General features: G+C 62.0%; 23 protein-coding genes and 1 pseudogene. 9 read left to right on the forward strand and 15 right to left on the reverse strand.

The features are described from left to right. Positions 1-221: 221 nt before the first annotated feature. Positions 222-707: a carboxypeptidase regulatory-like domain-containing protein gene (locus tag E0W60_RS32960; protein ID WP_135706979.1), complete on the reverse strand. Its 486-nt coding sequence runs from the start codon at positions 705-707 to the stop codon at positions 222-224. Between the two features lie 337 nt (positions 708-1,044). Between E0W60_RS32960 and E0W60_RS32965 the strand changes: the two genes are divergently transcribed. Next, on the forward strand, positions 1,045-1,500 hold the full coding sequence (locus E0W60_RS32965) for a universal stress protein (RefSeq protein ID WP_133092825.1): 456 nt from the start codon (positions 1,045-1,047) through the stop codon (positions 1,498-1,500). 29 nt (positions 1,501-1,529) lie between these two features. Further along, positions 1,530-2,117 carry a cation-transporting P-type ATPase gene (locus E0W60_RS32970; RefSeq protein ID WP_135706980.1) on the forward strand — a complete coding sequence of 196 codons (588 nt, stop codon included), beginning with the start codon at positions 1,530-1,532 and terminating at the stop codon, positions 2,115-2,117. 15 nt (positions 2,118-2,132) lie between these two features. Here E0W60_RS32970 and E0W60_RS32975 read toward each other — a convergent pair whose 3' ends face one another. Further along, entirely contained in the window at positions 2,133-3,695 is a 1,563-nt protein-coding gene (locus E0W60_RS32975; RefSeq protein ID WP_135706981.1) for a thymidine phosphorylase family protein, read from the reverse strand. A gap of 24 nt (positions 3,696-3,719) precedes the next feature. Further along, positions 3,720-4,511 carry a fumarate/nitrate reduction transcriptional regulator Fnr gene (fnr, locus tag E0W60_RS32980; RefSeq protein ID WP_135706982.1) on the reverse strand — a complete coding sequence of 264 codons (792 nt, stop codon included), beginning with the start codon at positions 4,509-4,511 and terminating at the stop codon, positions 3,720-3,722. Between the two features lie 354 nt (positions 4,512-4,865). On the opposite strand from fnr, the gene E0W60_RS32985 reads away from it, so the two are divergent. The 4 genes from E0W60_RS32985 (at position 4,866) to E0W60_RS33000 (ending at position 9,432) form a co-directional block, all read left to right on the forward strand. Beyond that, positions 4,866-5,288: an Hsp20/alpha crystallin family protein gene (locus E0W60_RS32985; RefSeq protein WP_133092829.1), complete on the forward strand. Its 423-nt coding sequence runs from the start codon at positions 4,866-4,868 to the stop codon at positions 5,286-5,288. Positions 5,289-5,313: 25 nt separating this feature from the next. After that, on the forward strand, positions 5,314-5,778 hold the full coding sequence (locus E0W60_RS32990) for a CBS domain-containing protein (RefSeq protein WP_135706983.1): 465 nt from the start codon (positions 5,314-5,316) through the stop codon (positions 5,776-5,778). Between the two features lie 225 nt (positions 5,779-6,003). Then, positions 6,004-6,657 carry a BON domain-containing protein gene (locus E0W60_RS32995; RefSeq protein WP_133092831.1) on the forward strand — a complete coding sequence of 218 codons (654 nt, stop codon included), beginning with the start codon at positions 6,004-6,006 and terminating at the stop codon, positions 6,655-6,657. A 96-nt stretch (positions 6,658-6,753) separates the two neighbouring features. After that, entirely contained in the window at positions 6,754-9,432 is a 2,679-nt protein-coding gene (locus E0W60_RS33000; protein ID WP_135706984.1) for a bifunctional acetate--CoA ligase family protein/GNAT family N-acetyltransferase, read from the forward strand. Between the two features lie 268 nt (positions 9,433-9,700). Here E0W60_RS33000 and E0W60_RS33005 read toward each other — a convergent pair whose 3' ends face one another. Continuing rightward, positions 9,701-9,922: a hypothetical protein gene (locus E0W60_RS33005; RefSeq protein ID WP_135706985.1), complete on the reverse strand. Its 222-nt coding sequence runs from the start codon at positions 9,920-9,922 to the stop codon at positions 9,701-9,703. Between the two features lie 656 nt (positions 9,923-10,578). Between E0W60_RS33005 and E0W60_RS33010 the strand changes: the two genes are divergently transcribed. Further along, positions 10,579-10,971, forward strand: coding sequence for a DNA-binding response regulator (locus tag E0W60_RS33010; RefSeq protein WP_240746047.1), 393 nt, complete (start codon positions 10,579-10,581; stop codon positions 10,969-10,971). A 26-nt stretch (positions 10,972-10,997) separates the two neighbouring features. On the opposite strand, the gene E0W60_RS33015 is transcribed toward E0W60_RS33010, so the two are convergent. From E0W60_RS33015 to E0W60_RS33040, 5 genes are all read right to left on the reverse strand, one after another. Next, complete coding sequence (locus tag E0W60_RS33015) at positions 10,998-11,645, reverse strand: response regulator (protein ID WP_135706986.1); 648 nt, start codon at positions 11,643-11,645, stop codon at positions 10,998-11,000. 328 nt (positions 11,646-11,973) lie between these two features. After that, the gene (locus E0W60_RS33020; RefSeq protein ID WP_133092836.1) at positions 11,974-12,834 is read right to left on the reverse strand and encodes a universal stress protein; all 861 of its coding nucleotides are present in this window, start codon (positions 12,832-12,834) and stop codon (positions 11,974-11,976) included. A 40-nt stretch (positions 12,835-12,874) separates the two neighbouring features. Continuing rightward, positions 12,875-14,233 carry an MBL fold metallo-hydrolase RNA specificity domain-containing protein gene (locus tag E0W60_RS33025; protein ID WP_135706987.1) on the reverse strand — a complete coding sequence of 453 codons (1,359 nt, stop codon included), beginning with the start codon at positions 14,231-14,233 and terminating at the stop codon, positions 12,875-12,877. A 43-nt stretch (positions 14,234-14,276) separates the two neighbouring features. Beyond that, a complete protein-coding gene (locus E0W60_RS33030; RefSeq protein WP_133092838.1) occupies positions 14,277-15,113 on the reverse strand; it encodes a universal stress protein in 837 nt (278 codons plus the stop codon). A gap of 381 nt (positions 15,114-15,494) precedes the next feature. After that, on the reverse strand, positions 15,495-15,932 hold the full coding sequence (locus E0W60_RS33040) for a universal stress protein (protein ID WP_135706988.1): 438 nt from the start codon (positions 15,930-15,932) through the stop codon (positions 15,495-15,497). Positions 15,933-16,425: 493 nt separating this feature from the next. On the opposite strand from E0W60_RS33040, the gene E0W60_RS33045 reads away from it, so the two are divergent. Beyond that, a complete protein-coding gene (locus E0W60_RS33045) occupies positions 16,426-16,863 on the forward strand; it encodes a hypothetical protein (RefSeq protein WP_133092840.1) in 438 nt (145 codons plus the stop codon). A gap of 398 nt (positions 16,864-17,261) precedes the next feature. Here E0W60_RS33045 and E0W60_RS33050 read toward each other — a convergent pair whose 3' ends face one another. From E0W60_RS33050 to E0W60_RS33075, 6 genes are all read right to left on the reverse strand, one after another. After that, positions 17,262-18,503: a hypothetical protein gene (locus E0W60_RS33050; RefSeq protein WP_135706989.1), complete on the reverse strand. Its 1,242-nt coding sequence runs from the start codon at positions 18,501-18,503 to the stop codon at positions 17,262-17,264. A 186-nt stretch (positions 18,504-18,689) separates the two neighbouring features. Further along, positions 18,690-19,265 (reverse strand): hypothetical protein, encoded by a 576-nt coding sequence (locus E0W60_RS33055; protein ID WP_133092842.1) that lies wholly within the window; start codon positions 19,263-19,265, stop codon positions 18,690-18,692. 1,046 nt (positions 19,266-20,311) lie between these two features. Beyond that, on the reverse strand, positions 20,312-21,604 hold the full coding sequence (locus E0W60_RS33060) for an MgtC/SapB family protein (RefSeq protein ID WP_135706990.1): 1,293 nt from the start codon (positions 21,602-21,604) through the stop codon (positions 20,312-20,314). A gap of 40 nt (positions 21,605-21,644) precedes the next feature. Next, positions 21,645-22,145, reverse strand: a complete 501-nt coding sequence (locus tag E0W60_RS33065; protein WP_135706991.1) for a TPM domain-containing protein — start codon at positions 22,143-22,145, stop codon at positions 21,645-21,647. Further along, positions 22,145-22,996 (reverse strand): TPM domain-containing protein, encoded by an 852-nt coding sequence (locus E0W60_RS33070; protein WP_135706992.1) that lies wholly within the window; start codon positions 22,994-22,996, stop codon positions 22,145-22,147. Before E0W60_RS33070 ends, E0W60_RS33065 begins: the two co-directional genes overlap by 1 nt. Continuing rightward, on the reverse strand, positions 22,993-23,583 hold the full coding sequence (locus E0W60_RS33075) for a LemA family protein (protein WP_135707146.1): 591 nt from the start codon (positions 23,581-23,583) through the stop codon (positions 22,993-22,995). The genes E0W60_RS33070 and E0W60_RS33075 overlap by 4 nt, the downstream gene beginning before the upstream one ends. A 264-nt stretch (positions 23,584-23,847) precedes the next feature. Between E0W60_RS33075 and E0W60_RS33080 the strand changes: the two are divergent. After that, positions 23,848-24,125: pseudogene (locus E0W60_RS33080) on the forward strand (methionine adenosyltransferase); the annotation flags it as partial. Between the last annotated feature and the right edge of the window lie 25 nt (positions 24,126-24,150).

Below are 24,150 nucleotides of genomic sequence, written 5' to 3' on the forward strand. Positions count from 1 at the left end.
GTGGCGCGGCTGCGGCCGAGATCGATGCCTTCGCGCAGGCATTGGCCACAGCCGACGCCGTGCCTCCCCACGCTTTGGAACGTCCCATTTGGCTGTCTCCGAACCAGGCTTGACGCCGCAGCTACTTGGCAGCGCTGATTGCACGGGACGGTCTGCGTCAGGCGCGTGACGGCGGGCCTGCGCTGTGAGTGCGACGGTTATCTGCGCAGGGATAATTCTCTTCAACGACACAGACAAACCTGGCTGGAGCAGAGTAGCCAGTCCTCTTCCAGCGTATTCACCTGGAAACGGAACGTTATGTCCTGCGATTGGTCCGCCACGACGATGTCGCGCACCTGGTCGCGGCCTTGGTACCCCACCGTGAGCCGGTACGCGCCTTGCTTGAGGCGCATGTATAACAGCGGACCACCGGCGACAACGCGCAGCACCGGCTTGCCCTCGGCGCTGGCCACGACCACGGTAGCCCCGCTTAGCGGCTTGGCGCTCGCCGCATCGATCATGCTAAGGCGGACATTGAAGCGGGCGGCAACATCCCTCATGGCCTGCCTGCCGGCTTCGTCGTCCCTGGCGCAAGCGTAGGGGATACCCCGCTGCTCCATGATCTGCACGCGGTCTTCCGCTAGTTCCGTCGGCATCGCGCAACCCGCTGCTATCAACGCAACCAACAGTGATGAAATCGCGATGCCCACACCTTTTGAAGTCTGCATTTGCCTGCCTCCCATTGGATTTCCATCGTCGCATGCCGGTCAGGACGGGTTCCGACGGTCGGGGTGCATCACTATTGGGCCGATCGCGCACCAGCAGCATCGGCCGAACCGTTCCCGCAATGACATGCTCTGATATGAACCCGAGCATGGCACCCAAGTTAGCGCTCGGCGGGCGAACCGAGTTGATGCCTGTCAACGAAGCCACGCGTCGGCGTCTAATCCGGCTCAGCAATAGTCTGATGCACATCAACTTCCTGTGGTCAGGCGTACCTAAGCTGACACCATCCGCGGAACCTATCTCTGAAGCCGCCGGATAACTCTGCCAGGAGAGATTCCCATGTACCAGACCATCCTCGTTGCGATTGATGGTAGCAACTGTGGCAACCGGGCCCTTGAAGAGGCGATCCGTCTCGCGTCGCTGTGCAAGGCCAGACTTGAAATCGTCCACGTCGTCGACAACGGCTATCTGATGTACGACGTTGGCTTCTCCACGATGGCCGATCTCCGCCCTGCCCTGGTCAATGCTGGAACTGCATTGCTCTCCGAGGCCGAGGCACGAGCCCGCGGCAACGGCCTCGTGTGCAGCACACACTTAGTCAACGACATCCTTGTTGCCGGCGACATCGCCTCTGCCATCCACGCCGAAGCGCAGCGCACCCATGCGGAATTAGTGGTGGTCGGCACCCATGGCCGGCGCGGTGTGCGCCGCCTTGTCATGGGCAGCGTAGCGGAGGGCCTGGTACGCGACGCAAAGGTGCCTGTGCTGCTGGTGCGGGCGCCTCAGGCGGATTAGCCTGCAGCGCGGTCGGGCGCAATATTGAGATGAAAGTGAACCGGCACGGCTGCAGCGAGGCCTCCGGCCCCGACCACGCCATCCCCCGACCAGATAGTCAAGGTGTCCCACCGAAGTCCGACGCCGCGTCCGCCGCGATTGCCCGGGCCGCGACGCACCAGGTCATCGATGTCCTCGAGTCCCTCGGGTCGGACCTCGCCGGGCTTACCGAGCCCGACGCCACTGCGCGGCTGGCCGAATGCGGCCCCAATCGTATTGCCGCTCCCACCGCTCCGCACTGGCTCGTCAGCCTGGTACGCCGGCTGCTGAGCCCAGTCAATGTCATGTTGATCCTGCTCGCTTTCCTGTCCTTGCTCTCGCAAACGCTGATTGTCCACATCATCCGTACGCGCCAGCTGCCTTTCATCAAGAGCCTCCCGAGCCAGACACTGCTGGTCACCACGATCGCCGTCTGCATTGTCGGCGCCTGGCTACCCTACTCGCCGTTGGCAACCGCCCTTGGCATGCAGCCACTTCCCTGGGCCTACTGGCCGCTGCTTGGCGTGATCCTGCTTGGTTATGCCGCCGCAGCGTTCGCCGCGCGGCATCTGCTGGCAAGATGGATCCCTGTTGACTAAGCGTTGGCGGCGAAGCTACTCGATGAGAAACGGCACGTGCGCCAGCGCATAGCTGAAAGCGTAGTCTAGTTCTCCCAACGCCTGAGCATGCAGCGTGCAGAGCGGCGCGCCGGCGTCTACTGCTTCGCCGACCCGGACATGCAGTTCCAGGCCGGCTACCTGACGACGTGGTGCGCCAGCAAGCTTGGCCACGCGTGATACATGCCGGTTGTCGATCGCCGTCACCACGCCACTACGGCTCGCGACCAGGTCGCGGCGGAATACTGCTTGCCCTGGCCGTCGAAGTCCGCCTTGCGCTTCACAAATTGCCTGGAAACGCCCCCACGCACTACCGTTCTCCAGCAAATGGCCTGCCCGTAGCAGGCCCTGCCCGGCCGGCACCCCACCACAAAACTCAAGGAGTTCGCCTGCCAGCAACAATGAGCGCTCGCGCAGCGCGGCGGGGGCCTCGGGCTGGCACTGCAGGACCGCCAGCACGTCGAGCGCCTCCAGGGCGGGCCCCACGCCGCGTCCAACGGGCTGCGACCCGTCGGTTGGCACGATCCTGAGGTTCAGTCCAAACGCCTCGGCGACCTTCGTCATGGCGGTGTGCAGGCGCGCTAGCTTGCCGTCCTCGCGGATCTTCGCGGTCTTTCCGACCGGCACATCGATCAGCACATGAGTCGACCCCGCTGCAACCTTCTTTGACAGGATCGAGGCGACCAGCTGCGCGTCGCTGTCGATGTCGAGCGCTCGCTCGACGCGAATCAACACGTCGTCTGCAGGACTGAGGCTGAGCGCCCCGCCCCAGACTATCGCCGCCCCGACCTGCTCGACCACGCGCCGCATTTCCGTCGCATCGAGGGTCACGCATGTGAGTGCCTCCATGACATCGGCAGTGCCAGCTGGCGAGGTGATCGCTCGCGAAGACGTCTTCGGCATCAGCAAGCCCGCCGCCGCCGCGATGGCGACGACAATGGGCGTGGTGCGGTTTCCGGGCAGTCCGCCGACACAGTGCTTGTCCGCAACCACATCGCGGTCCCAGTGCAGCCGCTGTCCGAATTTCACCATGGCGCGCGTCAGGTCGACGGTCTCGCGCAAGGTCATCCGCTCGTTGGCGCATGCGGCGAGGAAAGCCGCGATATGCACATCGGCATACCTGCCGGCACTGATATCGTCGATGATGCCGTCAAGCTGCGCGCCATCCAGGTGCGAACCATAGATCTTCGCGCGCAGTGATCGCACTGACTCCAGAGCCGGCGCATGGGTGACACGGACGACATCGCCGGCGCGGGCCTTCAGTATCCGTGACGCGCTGAGCGACAGGCTTGCCTCGCCCGCGGCGAGCAATGGCGCACCCAACAGCGTCAGAGTAGCGATCAGCGCATTATCGCCGATCTGTACATGCACACGCGTGTGGGCAGAGAATCCCTCCGCCCTGCAGACCGCGCAATCCGGATGCATGTAGATGACATGTTCCTGCCAGGTATCGATGTCGAGGGGCCTGAACAGCAGTGTCCCGACCTCGCGCTGCGGGTCACCGCCCGCTGCATTAGCTTGCGGGACCGGCACAGCGGAGCGCGCAGCAGGCGCATTCATCTCACAGCTGGCTCGATGCTGAGGCTAGCGCGCGTCCAGCGCATCGAGGTTCAGCAGCTCGACGGACTTGCCGCGCACGGCTAAAAGGCCTTCCTGCTGGAACTTGGAAAGCGTCCGGCTGACCGTTTCAAGCGTAACCCCGAGGTAGCTGCCAATGTCCTCGCGGGTCATGCGCAGGACAAACGACGTCGCCGAATAGCCGCGCTCACGATGCCGGGCAGAAATGCTCAGCAAGAAGTTAGCAACGCGCTGCTCGGCGGACATGTTGCCCAACAGCATCATCTGGCTCGCTTCCCTGACAATTTCGGCACTAAGCATTCTGTGAAGCTGCCGCTGCAAAGGCTTGATCTCCCGGCAAAGGGCTTCAAGCAGGTGATAGGGGATTACACAGACCACGCTGTCCTCCAGGGCAATGGCATCGGAAGTGTGAGTCTCCTCGCAAATGCCATCCATGCCGATAGCGTCGCCGGCCATGTAAAAGCCTGAGATTTGTTCCTTGCCACGCTCCGGCGTCACCATGGTCTTGAAGGAGCCGGCCCGCACTGCGTACAGGCTGCGGAACGGATCGCCGGCGCGGAACAGCCTTTCGCCCTGCCGGATCGTACGCCAACCCTGCATCACACGGTCAAGCCGCTCTACGTCATCCGCTTCTAGGCTTGCGGCCATGCAGATATGCCGCATCATGCAGTTGGCGCAGCGCGCCCCGGCGTTTGTTGCGGCAGGCCGGGACGCCGCCACGGGCCGCGCCGGCTCGAACGAGGCAAACGTTTCGGCCGCATCGCTAGCCGGATCGGCCTTGCCAAGCATTTCATACATAGTTGTCTCCAGCCCGATGACCACCTTCGTCCCGACCCCTGCTCCCATATGGCGATGGCTGCGTCTGCGTGCGCTCCCCTCTTCTGACAGGAAGTATGGGCGGCCACCGTTTCCCCTCCTAGAAGGCTTCCCTGAGTTGCTTGTCAGAATTGGGGGCCATGCTGTCAGGCTTCCCTGACAGGGGCCTGACCGCATTTCCGGAGCTTTACAGGGCGAAGGCAATCGCGTTGGCATTTGCGCACGAGTACGGCGGCAAACCGGGTCCGACTTGATGCAAAACAAATCGAAGCGCCCCCCGCTTGCCAAAGTGAAAGCACCCGGCCCGCACCGCGGCCGCTTCTTCAGGAGACTACGATGAGCAACATCCGGCGCTATGACCCGTTCTCGATCGAACCGCTTGGCGACATGCTGCAAGGCGTGTTTCGCAACCTTCGGCTTGGCCCCGACTCGGAACTGCCCTTCAAGGTCGACGTAACTGAATCTGATGTGAGCTATGCCATCACCGCCGACTTGCCGGGGGTGAAGAAGGAAGATATCAGCGTCAGTGTGGATCGCGGCACGGTCATGATCACCGCCAAGCTGGAGAAGGCCTCCGAGGTCAAGGAAGGAGATCGGGTGATCCGGCAGGAGCGCTACAGCGGTTCCATGCAGCGAGCCTTCACACTGGACGGCAACATCGATACAGATAAGATCGATGCCAGCTTCCAGGACGGCGTGCTGCGTGTCGTGCTGCCCAAGAAGGACGCGTCGCCGCAGCAGCGCGTGACGATCCGCTGAACCGACGCGAAATCAGGAGAGAGCCATGCGGGTTCAGGATATTTGCTCGGCCAAGGCCGTTCACGTGCCACTGTCTTGCACGCTGCAGGAAGCTGCGGTGCAGATGCGGGACCGGCATGTGGGTGCGCTGATCGTCACGGAGAACTCCCCGTCCGGTACGCGAGCGATTGGCATGGTCACCGACCGGGACATGGTCATCGATGCAACGGCCAGTGGTGCGGATCCGTGCCGCACCGAGGTGATTGACGTGATGACACGCGGCCTGGTCGCCATCTCCCGGGACGCCGCCGTTGCAGAGGCAATCGAGCTGATGCTGTCGCACGGCGTCAGGCGCCTGGCCGTGCTCGACGGCGAAGCAGTGAGCGGCGTGATCTCGCTCGATGATCTGCTCGGCGCGTTGGCCGCCGACTGGGGCATGATCGCTTCGCTCATTCGCAACGAGCAACAACGGGAATGTTCAGACAGCATCCAATCAGCGTTGCACGCCTAGTGCGGCATACGCCATGACTTGACCAAAAGGCGCCGCTTGCGGCGCCCGTGTCTTGCGGACCATGATGAAAACGGACCATCAGATTCAGTCGCCAGCGGAGCGCCGCGCGGCTGACGGGGCGGTGTGGTCCGCCCCGGCATCTCGGCAGTGATTGACCACATCGAAACCAGGCCCTGACCGACCTCCAGGCGGCAGGCGCACGGCGAAAAACAAGGATGAAGCAATATGAAAGGCGATATCCAGCTCAAGGAGCAAGTCATGGAAGAGCTGTCCTGGGATCCGGCCGTAGAGGCCGCCGAGGTCGGCGTTCAGGTCAGCGACGGCGTGGTCACGCTGACCGGGCATCTCGGCAGCCATGCCGCCAAGTATGCCGCCGAGGAAGCCGTCAGGCGCGTCCGGGGCGTCAAGGGGATTGCCGTCGAGATCGATGTGCGCTTGCCCAACGAAGTCCGGCGCACCGACGCTGACATTGCCAGAGCCGCCAGCAACATCCTGGCCTGGACCTCGGTGCTGCCGGCGGATCGCATCAACGTGATGGTCGAGGACGGCTCTGTCATCTTGACCGGCACGGTTGACTGGCACTACCAACGCCTGGCGGCAGAACGCGTGGTGGCCGGCCTCTATGGCGTGGTGGGTGTGACGAACGCTATCGTGGTCCAGCCGTCGATCTTGCCTCAGGACGTGAAGGACAGGATCGCGAGAGCCATTGAGCGCCAGGCGACGGATGACGCAACCCATGTCGCGGTCAGTGTCAAGGATGGCGTGGTGACGCTTAGCGGCAGCCTGCGAACCTGGGCGGAACGCGAGGCCGCGCTGGAGGCAGCGTGGGCCGCGCCAGGGGTCAGTGCAGTGCAGAACAACATCCGGGTCAATTTGTAAACGGCAAGGCGGCGATATGGAGACGGAAGCCGCCACTTCAGCGCCAGCACCGGGCTAAAACCAAGTTCGACATGCGCCCCTGGATGATCACCCGCCATGACAATCCGTAACCTCGATGCGCTGTTTCGTCCCCGCTCGGTGGCTTTGATCGGCGCGACAATGCGGCCACTCAGCGTTGGAGCCACTGTACTGGCCAACCTGACCGCCGGCAGCTTTGCCGGCCCTGTGTACCTGGTCAATCCCAAGTACACCACGCTTGCCGGCAGGCACTGCTACGCGTCTGTCGAGGCCCTGCCCGCGCCGCCCGACCTTGCGGTGCTCTGTACGCCCGCTGCCACGATACCCAGGCTCATCGCCGAACTTGGTATCGCGGGCACGCGCGCGGCCATCGTGCTGAGTGCCGGCTTCGAGGGCCCCTCGGACAGCGCCGCCGGCACCATGCGTCAGGCCGTTCTAGAAGCGGCGCGGCCCCATCTGCTTAGGATCCTGGGACCAAACTGCGTAGGATTGATTGCTTCGGGCATCGGCCTCAATGCGAACTTCGCCCCCGGCACTGCCATCCCTGGCAACCTGGCATTCGCTACGCAGTCCGGCGCACTGGCGACGGCGGTACTGGACTGGGCACGATCGCGCCAGATCGGCTTTTCTCACTTCATCTCTCTCGGTGACAGTGCTGATGTGGACGTAGCCGATGTGCTCGACTACCTGGCCAGCGACGGTGCGACGCGCGCCATCCTGCTCTATGTCGAGGCGATCCGGCATGGCGCGAAGTTCATGTCGGCGGCGCGCGCTGCGGCGCGCAGCAAGCCGGTACTGATTATCAAGGGCGGGCGCTCGGCGCAGTCAGCACGCGCTGCCGCTTCTCATACCGGCGCGCTGGCCGGCGCCGACGGGGTCTATGATGCCGCCATCCGGCGAGCCGGCATGTTGCGGATCGATAATACCGAGTCGCTGTTCGACGCGGTCGAGATGCTGGCCCGGCTGCACGGCCTGCGTGGCCCGCGGCTGGCCATCCTGACCAACGGTGGCGGCGCCGGTGTGATGGCGACTGACGCCATCGCGGACGGAGGAGGAACCCTTGCCAGCCTGTCGGACCGGACCTTGACCAGGCTGGACGACGTGCTTCCGGTCACATGGCCGCGCGCCAATCCGGTCGACATCATCGGCGACGCACCCGTCGATCGTTACGAGAAAGCGTACGCCATCCTGTGCGACGCCCCGGAGGTCGATGCCGTGCTGATCATCCACGCCCCAACGGCCATCGTTCCCGCCACGAAGATTGCCGCCGCGCTTGTCAGTGCGCCGCCTGGCGGCAAGCCCCTCCTGACCGCGTGGCTCGGCGGGGAGTCGGTACGACACGCGCGCCACTTGTGCCAGCATGCCGGCCTGCCGACCTTCGAGACGCCGGAACAAGCGGTACGCGCATTCCTGCAGGCCTGCCAGTACCGCGACAATCAGCAACTGTTGATGCGCACGCCGCCGGCCGAGGACACATCGACCCCAATCGACAAGGCAGCGGCGCAGGCGATTGTCGCGGACGCGCTGCGCAGCGGCAGACGGATGTTGACAGAACCCGAAGCAAAGGATGCGTTGGCGGCCTACGGCATCCCCGTTGTCCCGACCTGCACGGCACAGAACGTCGACGACGCGGTGCGGCAGGCTGCACGGATGGGCTATCCCGTTGCGCTGAAGATCCTTTCCGGCGACATCACACACAAGTCCTCCGCCGGTGGCGTGGCGCTGGGGCTGGCTGACGCTGCCGCCGTGCGAAGCGCCGGCAACGCCATGCTCGCGCGCATCCGGCAGGATTCCCCGGATGCGCGGCTGGATGGATTCGCCGTCCAGCCTATGGTCAGCTTCAGTGACAGCTTCGAACTGATCGCCGGTGCTACGACGGATGCCGTGTTCGGACCGGTCCTGCTGTTTGGCCACGGCGGCGTCAACACCGAGCATATCGGGGACACCGCCATCGCGCTGCCGCCGCTCGATGCATTGCTCGCGCAGGACCTGGTATCGCGTACCCGCGTCGGCCGCCTGCTGCACGGCTGGCGGGGACATCCGGGCATCGACCAGGAGCGCCTCCTCCATGTACTGGTGCAAATGTCCCGCATGGTGTGCGACATCCCCGAGATTACTGAACTCGACGTCAATCCCCTGCTGGCAAGCCCCCATGGCGTGATCGCGCTTGACGCACGCATCGCCGTGGCCGTGCCGTCCCGAGGAGGACCGCGGCTGTCCATCCAGCCCTATCCGGAGGCGCTGGAGGAGCGCATTATGTGTAATGGACACAATTACCTGATACGGCCTGTGCGGCCGGCAGACGAGGCAGCTTACCAGGCCTATTTCCGTGAGCTCACGCCGGAGGATATCCACGCACGTTACTTCTGTGCGTTCCGCGAGCCCGACCACGATCGACTCGCTCGGCTCACGCAGATCGACTACGCGCGCGAAATGGTCTTTATCGCGACGATCACCGATGCTTCGGGTCGGTGCGAGATGCTCGGGGAGGTGCGCGCGGTTGCGGACCCAGACAATGTCCAGGCGGAATTCGGCATCGCCGTGCGCTCGGATTGCCACGGACAAGGGCTGGGAAAACTGTTGCTTGAAAAGATGGTGCGCTATGCGCGTGCAAGAGGCATCGGCGCGCTGGTGGGCACTACGTTGCCCCACAACGCTGCCATGCTTGGGCTGGCGCGCACCTGCGGTTTCACCGTCAAAGCTGCGCCAGGCCTCGAAGGCATCAGCCTGTATCTTCCCCTGACGGAGGGTGGCTGAGTGGCAAAGCATTGAGGCATCGCAACTGCCTCACGGCCGGTTCGCCTACGCTGGTAGCCATGGAGCCAGCGCGATCTGCTTACCGGTGCCGAGCGTGCCGACATCTGCGCAAGGCTGCGCAGCGCCACGTCTGCGCAGGAGCCACCAAGAGCAATCATGCGGCGTGCCCAGGACCAGGTCCTGACGCGTGCCGGCGAGCGCGGCGTCATGCTACGACCGGGCCAGCATGGGTATCCGCATGGGCACGCGCGGCGACTTCGGCAGTCCCTCATAGGCGGCTACCATGCTTGGGCACCGAGGGATACATGTCCCCGGAGCAATCCGGGTGTCGGCGAGCCCATCGCCGTGCCGCGGAAATCGCGACGCGGATGGCCATACCCTCGTCATGGCCACTTGCCAGCAGGGCATTGGCAATCTCGACCGCCTTGCCGCGCACTGGCGGGGCTAAGCGCTTCATCGCAGCCGGAAAGCGATCATAGGTCCACGGCATCTCAGTTTCCGGTTCAAATGTTCTGGCGTCCAGGAAGCGCTGTTCGCTCTACGGTTCCCACCCGCTCCATAGCGCCTGCCCCGAGGGTTTCGTGTGCGCATGGCTGAGGCGGCAACGATTCCGTGGCGGCTGGCACTCGTATGGGCGTCCGACGCTTCCGGGCCCGCCATTTGTCCAACTCCATCACCACCAGCAGCGTCGAAGCAAGTCCCAGTAGTCCAAGCCAGGCCGCGCCAGATACCGGCGCAATGCGTAGGGTGTTGCTCAGTCCGGGGAGAACAGCTCACGCCACCCCATGTCGCGCAGCAGTCCAACGAGCATCAACAATGCGACAGCGCCACCGACTGCCAGGCCGATCATCCGCGAGAAGTGCTCCAGCCGGACGCTTGCCAGCGATCTGGCGCGAAAGCGCCGACCTTAAGCCACCCCTCATGGTCGTTCCCTCCAGCGTAGGGAGTTTCACCTTGATACGGTTGATGTGTATCAATCAGCAAGGCACGAAGCCTGCTTCTTGCATGACTTTCCTCTCTGCTGCGGTTCCACGCTAGTGTGCCGCGGTCCTTGTCGGGAAACGCTGACACGACCTTCCCCGGCCCTGACTCCATCTTCAGCCGTTACCTATTTGCCGCGGCCAGGATAGGGCGGACACTGGCCTCATGCCAAATTCCAGTCGAACCCACATCCCGACGCTGTATCTCGTCGAGCCGTCGAATTCGCTCCGCTGTCGGCAGTTGAGCATGTTCGCGCGCATTGCAGGTATCCGCGTGATTGCGGCGGGCGCGAATGCCAGCAGCGAGCTGGCTTGCCTCTCGCACTACCAGCCCGACATCGTGGTCATCGGCTTGCGTACCGCCAGCACACGCTCGCTGCACGACGTCAGGGCGATCCGCTCTGCATTGCCTGACTGCATTCTCCTGGTGCTGGTCGACGCCCTGGCGCAACCGCTTCGGCGTGCTTGCCTGGAGGCAGGTGGCGACTATTGCTTCGACCGAACCTTGGAACTGGATGCGATAGGTTCAACGCTGGGCCGCCTGGCGGTCGGTGCCTGATCGCGATGCCCTTGGCCGGCATCCTGCTACAGATCCGCGTCTTCATCGAACAAATGGTTCCGCATCGCGTAGCGCAGCAGCATGGCCTCGTTGGGCATCTGCATTTTCTCCATCAGGCGCATCTTGTATGTGCTGACCGTCTTCGCGCTGACGCACAGCGCCGAGGCAATGGCCGTGATGGGCTCGCCCATCACGAGCCGCCGATACACTTCCAGTTCGCGGTCCGATAGCCGAAGATGAGGCAGGTCGTCGGTCTGGTCCTTGATGCCACTCGCCAGCTTGGCTGCCATGCCCTGGCTGACGTAAGTGCCGCCGCGGGCGACCTGCTCGATGGCCACGACCAATTCGGTCGCGGCGCTCTCCTTGGTCAGGTAGCCTGCCGCGCCTGCCTGGAAGGCACGCACGATGTATTGCTCCTCGGCGTGCATGGTCAAGACCAGGATACGCAGCGCCGGCTCTTCAGCGCGCAACAGCCTGATGAGCTCAAGACCGCTGCGTCCCGGCATCGACAGGTCCAGCAACAGCACCTGCGGCCTACAGTCCCTTACCATTCTCGGCACCTGGGAGCCGTCGGCGGCCTCGCCCACAACCTCGAACGCGCCGGCACGTTCCAGAATATGCCGCAATCCGTCGCGGACCACCGCGTGGTCGTCCGCAATCATCACGCGTGTCATACGTCGTCTCCCGCCTGCAATGCCAGCGCAAACGCGGCCGCGCCAGACGCGGCAGCGATGTATCGACGCACCGTCGCGGCATTGCCGGCTGTTAATGTGTGTGCCAAATCGACTATAGATTTTGCGTCGGCAAGGCAAAAGCCATCGTGACACACATGCAGTCAACGCCACATAGCAAGATGCAAAGTGGATGTCCCTCGCATGCTGTCGGAGCGAATCACAGCATCATGGCCAGAGGGTAGCGGCCGGTACATCACGACGCTGTGGGCTGGACCACATTTGGCAGTTCGTGCGACATGCGAATGCCCGCCGGATTCGAGTTTCGGCTTCAGTGCGACATGAAGACCGGGAAGGCAGTCTGGCGCAGGAGGCTGCGGGTCGATCCTCCAAGTACGAGCTCGCGCAGCCGCGAGTGGCCATAGCCGCCTGCAACGAGCAGGCCGGCCTGCACGTCGCCGACAAGTCGCGGCAGTAGCTCATCCGGCTCACCATGCGCTACGTGCAGGTCGGCCTCGACGCCGTGGCTTGCCAGCCACGCCACGAGGCGCTGGCCGCTCTCGTGGCTCGCGTCGCTCTCATGGGATTCCTGATCCTGCGGCTCGGGACTTTCGCTCGCCGACGCAACTACAAGGACAGACACCGCGCCGGCACGGGTGAGCCACGGCATTGCATCCGCGACCACCCGGGCCGCCGCCCGAGACCCATTCCACGCTATCGCAACATGACCTTCCAGGGTAGGGCCGGCAAGACCCGGCAGTAGCAGGATGGGCCGCCCGGATTCGAGCATCACATACTCGGCAACGCCTGGCATTCCAGCGGGAACGTCGGTATGTACCGAAGGCGGACCAGGCAAGATAAGATCGGCGAAGCGGCCATGCGTAGCCAGCGCCCAGCCGGCTTCAGCCTCGACGACAACATGCCGCGTTGGAATCGTCGGCGAGACGCGCCCGACCCACTCCCGCAACGCTTCATGGTGCCTCGCAGCCAGGTGCTGGAGCTTGCCCCGCGCAAGGGCGTCATATCGTCCAGCCTCTTCCCCCGCACCGCGAAACGGCTCCAGGTGCGTGCCGGTTGCCGTAAGGCCCACCACGCTGCCGGCGAATGCCGCGGCAACCTGCGCCGCGCACTCGACGCGCGCCGCACACGCCGGGCCATCGGTCAGGTCGACAAGGATCGTTCTGAAATTCATGGTGTAGCCTCAGGTAGTGAAGGCACCGCGTCTGTTGAGGTCACTTGAGTTGATACGCCTGACGGTACTCGGGCATAGTGACTTCCCAGTGCAACTCTCGCTCAATTCGCTGCCGCAGCGCATCGCTGGCCTGTGGCTCGCCATGCACGACGAACGTCTGTCTGGGCGCTTGTCCAAAACCGCGGAGCCAGGTCATCAGCTCCGCTGCGTCGGCGTGTGCCGACAGGTTTTCCACCTGCTCCACTGCCGCCCGCACGACGACATCCTTGCCGTGTACGCGGATATCACGCCGACCTGCCGCCAGCGCCGCGCCGCGAGTGCCGGTGGCCTGGAAGCCAGACAAGAGGATAGTGTTGCGCGCATCCGGTCCGTAGGTCGCAAGGTGGTGGACCACGCGCCCGCCCGTGGCCATGCCGCTGCCGGCAAGGATGATCTTGGGACTGCGGTCCTGGTTCAGCCAGATCGATTGCTCCATGCTCTGCACTGGCGTCGCCAGACTGCAGGCTGCGGCACATTCGGCACGATCGATGTGAAGCTCTTCCGGATGCAGAGCAAAGATGCTGGTCGCATCAATCGCCATGGGGCTGTTGAGGTACACCGGCACATCCGGAATTCTCTTCTGCTCCTGCAAGCGGTGCAGGCAATAGAGCAGACTCTGGGTGCGCCCAACGGCGAAGGCGGGAATGATCAGGCTGCCACCCCGCCCGATGGTCCTGCTCACGATCTCGCCCAGCACATCGATCGGATCGGCAGTCGGGTGAATCCGATCGCCGTAGGTAGATTCCACCAGGAGGATATCCGCCTGCCGGATGACATCCGGTGGGCGCATAACAATATCGTGCTGCCGCCCGAGGTCGCCGGAAAAGACGATGCGCTTGCCCTGCGCGTGCAGCGTGACGATGGCCGAGCCGATGATATGTCCCGCCCGGCTGAATTCTGCCTCTACGCCGGGCACCACCGGAAATCGCTTGCCGTAAGGAATTGGCTGTAGCCGCCGCAAGGCGCGCGCGGCGTCTGCGCCTGTGTATAGCGGCATTGCAGGGTGGTGGCGCGAATAGCCTTTGCGATTGGCGTAGCCGGCATCCTCTTCTGCCAGATGCGCACTGTCTGGCAGCAGGATGCAGCACAATTGCGCCGTGCCCATGGTGCAGTAGACCTTACCCTGGAAGCCGTTGCGAACAAGCAGCGGCAGGTAGCCACTGTGGTCAATGTGGGCGTGTGTGAGTACGACGGCATCAAGCGTAGCAGGATCGACGGGAAGCGGATCCCAGTTACGCAACCGTAGCGTCTTGTACCCCTGGAACAGGCCACAATCAACCATGACGCGATGATGACCGGTGTCGAGGACATACTTGGACCCGGTGACGGTGTCGGTCGCGCCGAGAAACTGGAGGTGCATAAGTCACGTCCTTTGCAAGCTGCGGGGATGGCGCTACGCTCGCTCAGTGCGAGAACAGGACCGGCACCGTCATGGATTCGAGCAGCGTCCGGGTAACGCCGCCGAGGACCAGTTCCCGCATCCGGCCATGCCCATAGGCGCCCATCACGATCAGGTCAGCACCAAAGTCGGAAGCACGAGTCAGGAGCAGTTCGCCAATCGTCATGTCCGCGCCGCCGGGCCCATGTTCAATCTCGACAGCCACGCCGTGGCGCTCCAGGACGCGGGCCGCATGTGCGACCGGCGTCGCGTCGAGCCTGGTCTCCTTGGCTGCTGTATGCGCGCAGACGATACGCGCCTGCGCGCCGGCGATCAACGGTACCGCATCGTGTAGCGCGCGAGTCGCTTCCCGGCTGCCGTTCCAGGCGACTACCACGCGGGTGCCCAGCGTGTGGAATGTGCCGGCTGACGGCACCACGAGTGTAGGTCGCCCGCTCTCCAGCAGCAGCGCCTCCAACAACTGCCTGCCGACTACGCCGTCGGCGTTATCGATGTCATACTGCCCGGCAACGACTAGCCCCGCCTCGCGCGCCTCGCGTAACGCCGACGCCACAGAATCGCGCTCCGTCAAGCGCCATTCGGCCTGCACGGGAAATCCCTGCGTCCTGGCCAGGAAATGGCCTCGCACCTCCTCGCGGATCTTCGCGCGCCTGGCCATCTCCTCTTCGAAATAACGCTGCGCGTTCTCCATCCGGTAGAACCACGCCGGTTCGGGGACAAAGCCCACGTACAGGCCGATCAACGGACACGCATTGATCGCGGCGAGGCGCACGGCCAGTTCCAGCCGCTGCGTTGCTTGCCGGCTATTGTCCACGTGTACCACGATGCTATCGCAGGCCATGATCGGTTCCTTCTGAACAGCGATTCAAGGGCAGTTTAGGCAGGCCCACGGGCATCGACTTGACTCAAATCAATGATGCCGAAAGCGCTTTCGTGGCTTCAATTGGAAAACGGACCGCTGAACCTTGCGCATTGCCCTTGTGGTAGCGCAATCTGGTGCGACTGTCTGCGTCTACGCTTAGTGCAAGGCGTTGTACCGGAATCTATCGGAACCCTTCCCCCAAGGAGACAGCCATGTATCGCTGCCTTCTGCTTGCCGGGGACCGCGCTGGTGCCGCGAGCGCGGCGCAGCCTCGATAAGGGCGGAACTGTGGTTTGCGGCGGCATTCATATGAGTGATATCCCGGCCATGCCATACGCGCTTCTCTGGGAGGGTCCGCGCTTAAAGGCTTGAACGGCGAGGGACGAGCACGACGGGTACGTGTGCCGCAGCCACCACTCTTACTGCGATGGATCCCATAACGGCCGACAAGAAGGCGCCATGTCCGTGCGTCCCCATCACGATCACATCGGCACGGCAGTTCCGAGCCACGGCAACAATCTCGTTCGCCGGCTCGCCAATGCAATGGTGTTCGGTCACTGCGCAGTGATCTGCCTGAAGCAACGGCAAGATCGAGGTAAAGGCATCCTGAGCTGCTGCGCTTGCCCATTGTTCCATTTGTTCCCTTGTAAGGTAGGCCCTTGGTCGCCCTGTGATCTCAGGAAGCACGTGCACCAAGTGCACATTCAGCGGCCGCTGGAAAAGTCCTGAGGCCAAGAGCGCTCTCGCTGCCGCGACGCTGTAATCAGATCCATCGCAGGGAAGTACGACATTAGTCATGGCATGCGTCGTTAGCAGTGGGTTCTTGTCAGAGGCCGGATAATTGCAAGACTATGTATGACGAGTTCTTTCGGATTGATTTGCATCAATGATGCGAAGAGTTTAAAGATTCGAATATGACCTGGACCAGTGCGCGTGTCGAAGTCGCTTCCGGTGAAGTGTCAGCTTTCTGTAGACGGGCAACCTCGATAGAACGCATTTCCTGGCGCACAATTGCTGGACTAGGCTACCGCCGCTCGAACCCATCGTCCTATTCTTGTGACCGCGTTCTGCGATGAACAGTTGCGCTTGAGGTGTGTCAACCCGTCATCGCACATGTCGTCTATCGTTCAATGGACGCGAGTCAACGGCAAGGCTTTTTCCGCCTTCCATGTCCTTCTTGCCAAGAACGCGCTGCCATAATGGCTATCCCTCGGCATTTGCTTCATAAGGTTGGACTCGCAACGACCAAGGTTGGAGGATGGACAGCAAAAGGACTTATCGGAGGAAGAACATGCCGGCGAGCTGGATTCGAAGGGTGATGCTACTGGCGTTGCCTGTAACCGTTCTGAACTTGGCCAGTGCGGACAACCTGACTCTTCCGGAACTTCCCGACATGCGAGAGTCAACCGGAATTGTCTATATTTCGGGGGGAATCGGGACGGAAGAAGTCGACCGCATGCGGGAACTGGCGCCAATCTTTAACGTGAGAATCCGCTTTCAACAGGAGTCGACTGGCGCCTCGCTTTCAGACGTTAAGGTCGTGGTCCTAAACGAGAGAAACGAGCGGCTTTTGCGACTTGAAACGGAAGGTCCACTTCTCTACATGAAGATGCCACCAGGCAAATATCTCCTGGCCATGGCCTACCAAGACACCGTTAAGAAGCAATTCATCACCGTCCGGCGTGCGGCTCGCAGCATGACATTCACCTTCCCAGAGCACGGAATTTGAATGACGATAGCTCTCAAGATAACTCGGCTCGTGAGTTGATAGCGCACTTTTCCGGTGCTCCAGTGGCTCAACCGTTCCGGCGTCAGATATTCGACCCGCTTATTACTCAGGACGAAATTCAGGAAGACTTCGCGGATGAAATTGCCTCCGAGGCAAAAGGGTGGCCTGCAGATCTGATTGTTTTATGTCACCACGTAATATTGCTCTGCCCGAGGCCTTCGATCGTTCGAATCTTCTTTCCCTCGACTTCCGAGATGGAAGTGATGCACGAACGCACGGGCTTCCCATTAACCGTGATGAAGTCTCCCGGACAAAAATCGTCATTCACGTAGAGGCCCATCCCCCACTCGAGTGAAGGCTGAAGACGATCATCGAATCCTCTAAGCGAGGCCGGAGCTCTAGAACAGGAGTCCGAATAAGTGCTTCAGCAAATCCTCAAGGGGCATGATGGTTAATGCCAACGGCGCAACCGGAATCAGTACAGCCGCCGCAAGTTGCAGGATGGCATCTCTCGTGATGGGCGCAAGGCGCATGCCGCGCACCACTTCGAAACTATTGCCGAGATCAGCAAGCGACTGAATGTCGCCGCTCCCAACCAGGGGCTCGTCGGCCGATACGCCACCGCGCAACCATTTTGCATCGAACTCGCGCACATATCGTTCCGCCAGCGTTCCATATTCGTTCAGGCCTCTCCGCTTGGCCTGGGCGAGTTGAGGAGAAAATACCAGCAGCGGTCCGAAAACGACAGCCAGCAGAAACATTACCATCACGCCAATTTCCATCTTGAAATCCGGCAAGGCGGCGTCGAGAAAGAGAATGCGATTAGCGAGATTTGCGGCCAGCATTACGCCGTGCGCAGCCAAAAGAAGGGAGAAGGCATGAGCTGTATTGGCAAGAAAACCCAAGCCACCAACGCAATCCGGGTGTGTCGGAATGAGACTCAGCTTGATTCTCGATGTCTGCCACAGAAACCGCATCCAGATGAACAGGCGAAAATACCAGCGAATTAGCAGGAACTGGAAAATCGGCAAGCTTACGTATCCGTACCAGATGCCAGCCAGTGAGAGTTTGGAGTGGCCGTCGGCATCGGTCGCATACCATGTTGTCGCCTGGAGAGCAGTGTAGTGACGCCAGATGACGAGGACGCCGACGCCATATACGATCGCTACCAACAGCGCCTCGCCAACGACCGAATTGCGCAGCCGGAGTGCCGCGTTAATAGCGGCATTAAACTGATCCATCGCGGCCTCGGGAACCAGATTCCGATCCAGGTACGCCTGGGCGATACCACGGAGGCGTTGATGCACTACGAGTTCTGCGGCAATCAGCAAAGGCACAGCCACAAGAAAGCGGAGGTGAACCTCTATATCCGTCAGGAACGGAACCGTCAGGTCCTTGCTCAACAAGCTGCCTTCCAAGGCGGAAAGCAAAAGGAGCGGAAGCCAAGCAAAAAGTGAAATGGTCACAATGCGTTGACGCACGAGGAGCAACGCATCGTCGGACAAATGGGCTCGCAGCAAAAGCTGATAAAGAGGGCCGCCCAGAACCAGCGAAAAATTCCGCCGATTTTGCGAATCATCGTCGCTGGATTCGGGGGCGAGATGCGCTCGTTTGGGTCCCAAGTTCCAGATGATCCTCATATCAGTTCACCATAAATTTCGACCCAGCACACTGCTTAGTTGCGCCTTCCCCGCCGTGGGAGTGTGCCGAGTCATGGGTACGTAGCTGTAGCCCGCCCGCCCTCAGCATCGAAGACAACAGTGGGCTTTGAGGTTGTCTCACAACCAGTGGTCACGCTGGGATTCCGCGCGCAGGCGTGGCAGTGCTTACGATGGCCAGTTGAACGAACGGGTAACCCCACCACGCTTGGGAACCGTCACCGAAGCCTTCCTTTCGACGCCGTTGGCGGTCACAACAACCCGGTATGTGCCGGGGGGCATCTTCACATACAGAAGAGGCCCGTCCGATACGGCGGCGAAAACTTCCTGCCCCTTAGCGCTGAGTATGCTCGTGTTCACGCCGGCCAAAGCCTCGCCCGCATGTCCAGTAAAGGTCAGCCTCAGATTGAATTCCGAGGCGGTGCGCCTCATCGCCGCCACCTCGTCCACGCCGACGCCGCCGGTCTGGTAGTCGATATCGCCCGCACGGCGGACCGGTGGTACGCCGTCCGTGCTCGCCGCAGTGCCACTGGCCGTGGGGGCGGCCCGGACCGGTGCCGTTGCGTGTGGCTGGCAATCCATGACCGCGCTGTGGTGGCCGGACAGCGACACACCGCGTTCTTGCGCGCGGGCGTGCATCAGCTCACGCATCTGAGTGCCGATCTGTTGGCGTTCCGCAGGCGTCTGGCTGGCGTGCATCCGCCTGCAAAAGTCGGCGCGTTCGTCCGGAGTCAGCATGTCCATGCCAGCATAGTGCCCATGCTGCCGCCCCCCCGGTCCCATGTGCATGACAGAAGGCCCGCTCGCACCCGCAGCGGGACCCATACCCGTACCCGGGCCTGGGCCCATACCGGGCGCCGTGCCGCCTGCCGGACCGGGGCCCTGTGCCAGGGCGACAGGTAGGGCAGCACAGAACGCTAGAGCGACCACGGTAAATCTGAAAGCGGGAGCCATTGATCACCTCCTTGATGATCTCTTGTCTTATGGAAAGGATCTCCACAGCGACGATGCCTGCTTGTATTCAAGGGCAGCACCAAATTGAACACTTGATTCATATCAACCCAAGCGCGTGTGCCGCCGGCGGCACCGCTTACCGCTGCGTGCTTCCGTCGCGTGGTTTCGGTGCAAAAAAAGCTGAGCGCGGGCCATGAGAAAGTCAGCATCCCGACGTCCCGGCGAAGTCGCCGAGTCGATGCGCGCCCTGTGGCAGGCTGCGGTCGCGGTGCAACTCGACGTGGTGGCGCGCCTCAAGCGGGAGGCGCATGCCCCCCGCCGACACAGACAAGGCCGTCGGCCCCGGCGCCGCTGCTGCGCGCCGAACTGACCGAGGTGTGCGGCTCGCTGCCCGCGATGCCACGCTGGCCGAAGCGCGCGTCGCGCTTGCTTAAGGCGACGGCCAGGGCGGAACAGGTGGCCAGCCAGGTGGGCCAGCTTGAAGCGCGGCGCAGGCGGCAGCGCTGGAACCTACCGCGACGGGTGAGCGCGCCCGACTGGCCTATGAGCTCGAGTTCACCGAGCGGCGTATCGCCGCGCTGGAGCAGGCAGTGTTCAGCATGAAAAAACAGCTGTTCGCGTGCAAAGCGGTGTTCTCGGCCTGGACACGAACCTTTGTGGCGGTCTGGTGTAAGGAGCCGCCTACATTGTCCAGGGAAGCCTTAAACTCTAGCTAGGTTACTCGGGGAAGCTTAGCAGCCGCCAGCCGAAGCAACCCTGTGCGCTAGCGACACGTCTGCGTGTGAGCCACAGTTCGTACCTTCCCGAGATGGTTTGCGGATTTCTTGGGGGACGGCTCAGATTTCTCCGATTTGAGGCAGCATAGTCAGTGCCAGTGTCGCGGCGCCAACTGCCATGGCTACCGCGTATGCTTTACCTACTGTTTTGCCTACGATGGTGCCGCCTGTAACCCAGGCAATCAACGCCTTGGTGACCAAGTTCGCCAAGACGGCCGCGCTCATGGCAACAACAACCGTACCGGTTCCCAGTCCGCCAGCGACGTGGATTCTCGCCAGAGAAATCACGATGGCATCAACGTCTGCCAGGCCTGACACCACCGAGACGGCATAGATGCCAGCTGCGCCCCACCAATCCTTGGCAGCAGGAACCAGGATTGCCATGACCGCTAGGAAGACCCCGAATCCGAGCGCTGAACCCAGGTCGAATGGCGCCATGGGAGCAATTTCGACGTCGTCCGAGGTGGTTCCAGGTAGGCGCCGCCAGAGCAACAAGCTAATCCCGAGCAGGACGATGCCTGTTACAACAAGGGCGGCGCCAAACGTGACGAGAAGCGTGGGCTGGATAACGCCGAGCAGGACAACCATCCGAAAGAACATCACACCGCATGCCCCGACGGCCCCGGCCGCGCATGCACGCTCCAGTGAAGGTTGCTGTCTCGCAAAGCGTGCCAGCGTTAATGTTGCCGCTGTCGAAGACGCAAGGCCGCCCAGCAAGCCGGTCAATAGAATGCCCCGCTGTGAGCCAGTGAGGCGCATCGCCACATGTCCGACCATGGACAGGCTGGCAATCAGTATCACCGCCCACCATAGTTGGAACGGGTTCAATGCCTTGTAGGGCCCCAGCCCGATGCTCGGGAGATTAGGCAGAATGACGACGGAGAGCACCAGAAGTTGCAGCGCCGCCGTTAATTCGCGATGCTCAATCAAACGAAGCCAGCCATGCAATGTCGGCTTCATATCCAAGAGCACCGCCGCAATCACGGCTGCCCCAAGAGACAGAGCGATGGAACCGCGTGCTGCGTAGGCGCCTAGCACTAACGTCAACAACATCGCCACAGCACTCGTTGCGCTAAGGTTGCCGGACGATTTGGCGATATGTGTATACGACACCGCGAGCAGCATCGAAATGCCCAATAGTCCCCCGAGCAACGGCCACGCGCCAAATTCCGGAAACAGGTTGCCAAGGACTCCGCCCAAGAGCCCCGTCAAGGCAAATGTGCGCAGGCCCGCGACACGCCCTCCTTCTGGCAGGTCGCGCTCATGCCATCCACGCTCCAAGCCAATCAGAAGACCGACCGTCAGTGCTGCCGCCAAGCCCTTGGCCTCGTGGGGTATTCCGAGTGGCGTCAAGTCTGTTCTCCTCTGAGAACTTCGAGCGGACTATCGCGACCTACAGAATTACTGGCGTATTGAGTAATTCGTCCGTGCCGCCAACACCAGCAGGAAAGTGTGTTGCCAGAAGGGTTCCAACGGCCGTTATGCCTCGAAGCACTCCCAGCCGGAATTCATTCCGGCGAAAGGCGTCCTCCATCTCTCGGCAAATGGTGTCCCACTCTCCTTGCCGCACCCGCCCATGGATTCCACGGTCAGCAACAATCTCAACGCTGCGGTCTGCCAGCAACAGGTAAATCAAGACGCCATTGTTGTGTTCCGTATCCCAAACATGCAGTTGCGAAAAGACCTCGATGGCACGCTCACGTGCCGTGAGACCCTTGCTTAGCGCTGCAAGGCTCAGCGCTCCCTCTACAGCGAATCGAAGCTGACCAATATGCGTAGACTCACCGGTCGCAATGGCCTGCTCGATTGCGAGTAGGGTTTCGCGCGGGAAGGTTCGCCTGACTCGCCAGTGCGTCATCAGCAGATGTCGCGCCATGGGCTGGAGATTCGCCATTACCATTTCCCCGAGGCGCCGCCGCCGCCAAAGCCACCACCGCCGCCACCAAATCCACCTCGTCCAGAGCCGCCTCCAAAGCCGCCACGACCGCCGATACCCCGCAAGCCCATGTGGGAGCCACCAAACATCGTAAAGAAGAGCGCGATTGCGCCAGCAAGTACGCCGACAGCGATTGCTCCGGACAGTACCCATCCGATAATGCCGACCACGCCTCCGGTGGCAACGGCGCCTGGACCTCGGCCCAGGAGGGAGCGCAGCACTCCGCCCACCACGAGCGTCAGCACCAGGATGACTGGCAGAAACTGCCGCACCGAGCCATCGCCGCGCTCGCCTCTTGTTCGCCTCGGTGGTGGCAACGGCTCGCCGTTGATAACACTAATGATGCGCTCGACGCCAGCCGTGACGCCGCCATAGAAGTCCCCCTGCTTGAAGCGGGGAACGATGTCATCGCTGATGATGCGCTTGCTCATGGCGTCGGTGAGTACGCCTTCCAGGCCATAGCCAACCTCGATGCGGACTGTCCGGTCATCCTTGGCGATGATGAGCAGTGCTCCGTCATCCGTTCCCTTCCGCCCGAGCTTCCATTGCTCGACCACGCGAATGGAGTATTGTGCAATGTCCTCGGGTTGCGTGGTGGGGACCATCAGCACCCCTATCTGACTTCCCGTCTCGCTCTCGAAGGCTTGCAGCCTTTGTTCGAGGGCCGCCCGTTGTTCGCTTGTCAGCGCGCCGGTCAGGTCGGTCACCCGCGCCGTCAGGCCGGGAATGGCAACTTCCGCCGCCGCGCCCAGAGACACACAAGCCAGAAAGACCAGGAACAGGCCTTTGGCAGCCAAAAGCCATTTCACTTGACACCTCCAGGGGCACTGGCAGGACCCGCACCAAAGCCAACTTGTGGTGGCTTGGCTATCGCCGTTTCGTTTGCCACCGTGAAGTTGGGCTTCTCCTTGTAGCCCAAAACCATTGCCGTCAGATTTGAAGGCAACGAACGCACGGTCACGTTGTACGCTTGAACGGACTGGATATACCGGTTTCGCGCGACGGCAATCCGATTCTCGGTACCCTCGAGTTGGGACCGCAAATCCCTGAAGCCAGCGTCGGCCTTCAATTGCGGATAGTTCTCGGAAACTGCCAAAAGCCTGGACAAGGTCCCCGACAACTGCTGCTGCGCGGCCTGGAATTGGGCGAATGCCTTCGAGTCGTTCAGGGTCTCGGGCGTGACCTGGATGGTGCCAACGCGTGCTCGGGCCTCTGTCACCGCTGTCAGGACCTCGCGCTCATGGCTGGCGTAGCCTTTCACGGTGTTCACCAGATTCGGCACTAAGTCGGCCCGGCGTTGGTACTGGTTCACAACCTCCGACCAGCTTGCCTTGACCTGTTCATCCTGCGACTGAATTGTGTTGTAGCCGCAGCCTGCCAGACCAATCAGGAGCATTGCCGCCAGTACCAACCCTATCTTGCGCACGAGACACCCCCGTTCTTTCGCTGCCGTCGCCTGCCGAGCCAACAATTCGAACCGTGAGCGTGCAGGATACAGCCTGCCCTATCGAAAATGGGGTTTTCATCACTCATCCTAGGTTGTGCGGCAGACCGATTGCTTGATTTGCCTCAACAGCGACTAGCAGTGGGCCGACCGCGCGTCCGCGCACTTGGTCCGGCTACATAAAATGACTCTATCTGGTGCCTATTGGGGTAGGTTATGCCGGCGGCCGAGAACATTGCGATTTCCGTCTCAACTACACCTTCGTGGTGGATTGAACAGACCGAGATGTGCGAGCACAAAGGCATCGGACACCCAGACAGCCTTTGCGACAGCGCCGTCGAGGCTGCGGCCCAGGCCCTGTGCCGCGCGTACCTTGAGGCGTACGGCGCTATCCAACACTTCAACTCGACAAGGCACTCCTCGTTGGCGGCATGAGTGCGCCGAAATTCGGTGGCGGACAGCTACTGCGACCGATTCGATTGCTAGGAGTTGGCGACAGGGACGATTCCTGTGATCTAA

The organism is Cupriavidus oxalaticus (assembly GCF_004768545.1).
GTDB lineage: Bacteria > Pseudomonadota > Gammaproteobacteria > Burkholderiales > Burkholderiaceae > Cupriavidus > Cupriavidus oxalaticus_A.

Bases quoted from the DNA above. Each gene is read 5' to 3' on its own strand.
- E0W60_RS33050 (WP_135706989.1), bottom strand. From the start codon at position 18,503: ATGAGGATCATCTGGAACTTGGGACCCAAACGAGCGCATCTCGCCCCC.
- E0W60_RS33055 (WP_133092842.1), bottom strand. From the start codon at position 19,265: ATGGACATGCTGACTCCGGACGAACGCGCCGACTTTTGCAGGCGGATG.
- E0W60_RS32990 (WP_135706983.1), top strand. From the start codon at position 5,314: ATGCGGGTTCAGGATATTTGCTCGGCCAAGGCCGTTCACGTGCCACTG.
- E0W60_RS32985 (WP_133092829.1), top strand. From the start codon at position 4,866: ATGAGCAACATCCGGCGCTATGACCCGTTCTCGATCGAACCGCTTGGC.
- E0W60_RS33030 (WP_133092838.1), bottom strand. From the start codon at position 15,113: ATGGCCTGCGATAGCATCGTGGTACACGTGGACAATAGCCGGCAAGCA.
- E0W60_RS32995 (WP_133092831.1), top strand. From the start codon at position 6,004: ATGAAAGGCGATATCCAGCTCAAGGAGCAAGTCATGGAAGAGCTGTCC.
- E0W60_RS33000 (WP_135706984.1), top strand. From the start codon at position 6,754: ATGACAATCCGTAACCTCGATGCGCTGTTTCGTCCCCGCTCGGTGGCT.
- E0W60_RS33045 (WP_133092840.1), top strand. From the start codon at position 16,426: ATGCCGGCGAGCTGGATTCGAAGGGTGATGCTACTGGCGTTGCCTGTA.
- E0W60_RS32970 (WP_135706980.1), top strand. From the start codon at position 1,530: ATGAAAGTGAACCGGCACGGCTGCAGCGAGGCCTCCGGCCCCGACCAC.
- E0W60_RS33005 (WP_135706985.1), bottom strand. From the start codon at position 9,922: ATGCCGTGGACCTATGATCGCTTTCCGGCTGCGATGAAGCGCTTAGCC.
- E0W60_RS32965 (WP_133092825.1), top strand. From the start codon at position 1,045: ATGTACCAGACCATCCTCGTTGCGATTGATGGTAGCAACTGTGGCAAC.
- E0W60_RS33010 (WP_240746047.1), top strand. From the start codon at position 10,579: ATGCCAAATTCCAGTCGAACCCACATCCCGACGCTGTATCTCGTCGAG.
- fnr (WP_135706982.1), bottom strand. From the start codon at position 4,511: ATGTATGAAATGCTTGGCAAGGCCGATCCGGCTAGCGATGCGGCCGAA.
- E0W60_RS33075 (WP_135707146.1), bottom strand. From the start codon at position 23,583: ATGCTCCTGATTGGTCTGGCAGGCTGCGGCTACAACACAATTCAGTCG.
- E0W60_RS33015 (WP_135706986.1), bottom strand. From the start codon at position 11,645: ATGACACGCGTGATGATTGCGGACGACCACGCGGTGGTCCGCGACGGA.
- E0W60_RS33040 (WP_135706988.1), bottom strand. From the start codon at position 15,932: ATGACTAATGTCGTACTTCCCTGCGATGGATCTGATTACAGCGTCGCG.
- E0W60_RS33025 (WP_135706987.1), bottom strand. From the start codon at position 14,233: ATGCACCTCCAGTTTCTCGGCGCGACCGACACCGTCACCGGGTCCAAG.
- E0W60_RS32960 (WP_135706979.1), bottom strand. From the start codon at position 707: ATGCAGACTTCAAAAGGTGTGGGCATCGCGATTTCATCACTGTTGGTT.
- E0W60_RS33065 (WP_135706991.1), bottom strand. From the start codon at position 22,145: ATGGCGAATCTCCAGCCCATGGCGCGACATCTGCTGATGACGCACTGG.
- E0W60_RS33020 (WP_133092836.1), bottom strand. From the start codon at position 12,834: ATGAATTTCAGAACGATCCTTGTCGACCTGACCGATGGCCCGGCGTGT.
- E0W60_RS32975 (WP_135706981.1), bottom strand. From the start codon at position 3,695: ATGAATGCGCCTGCTGCGCGCTCCGCTGTGCCGGTCCCGCAAGCTAAT.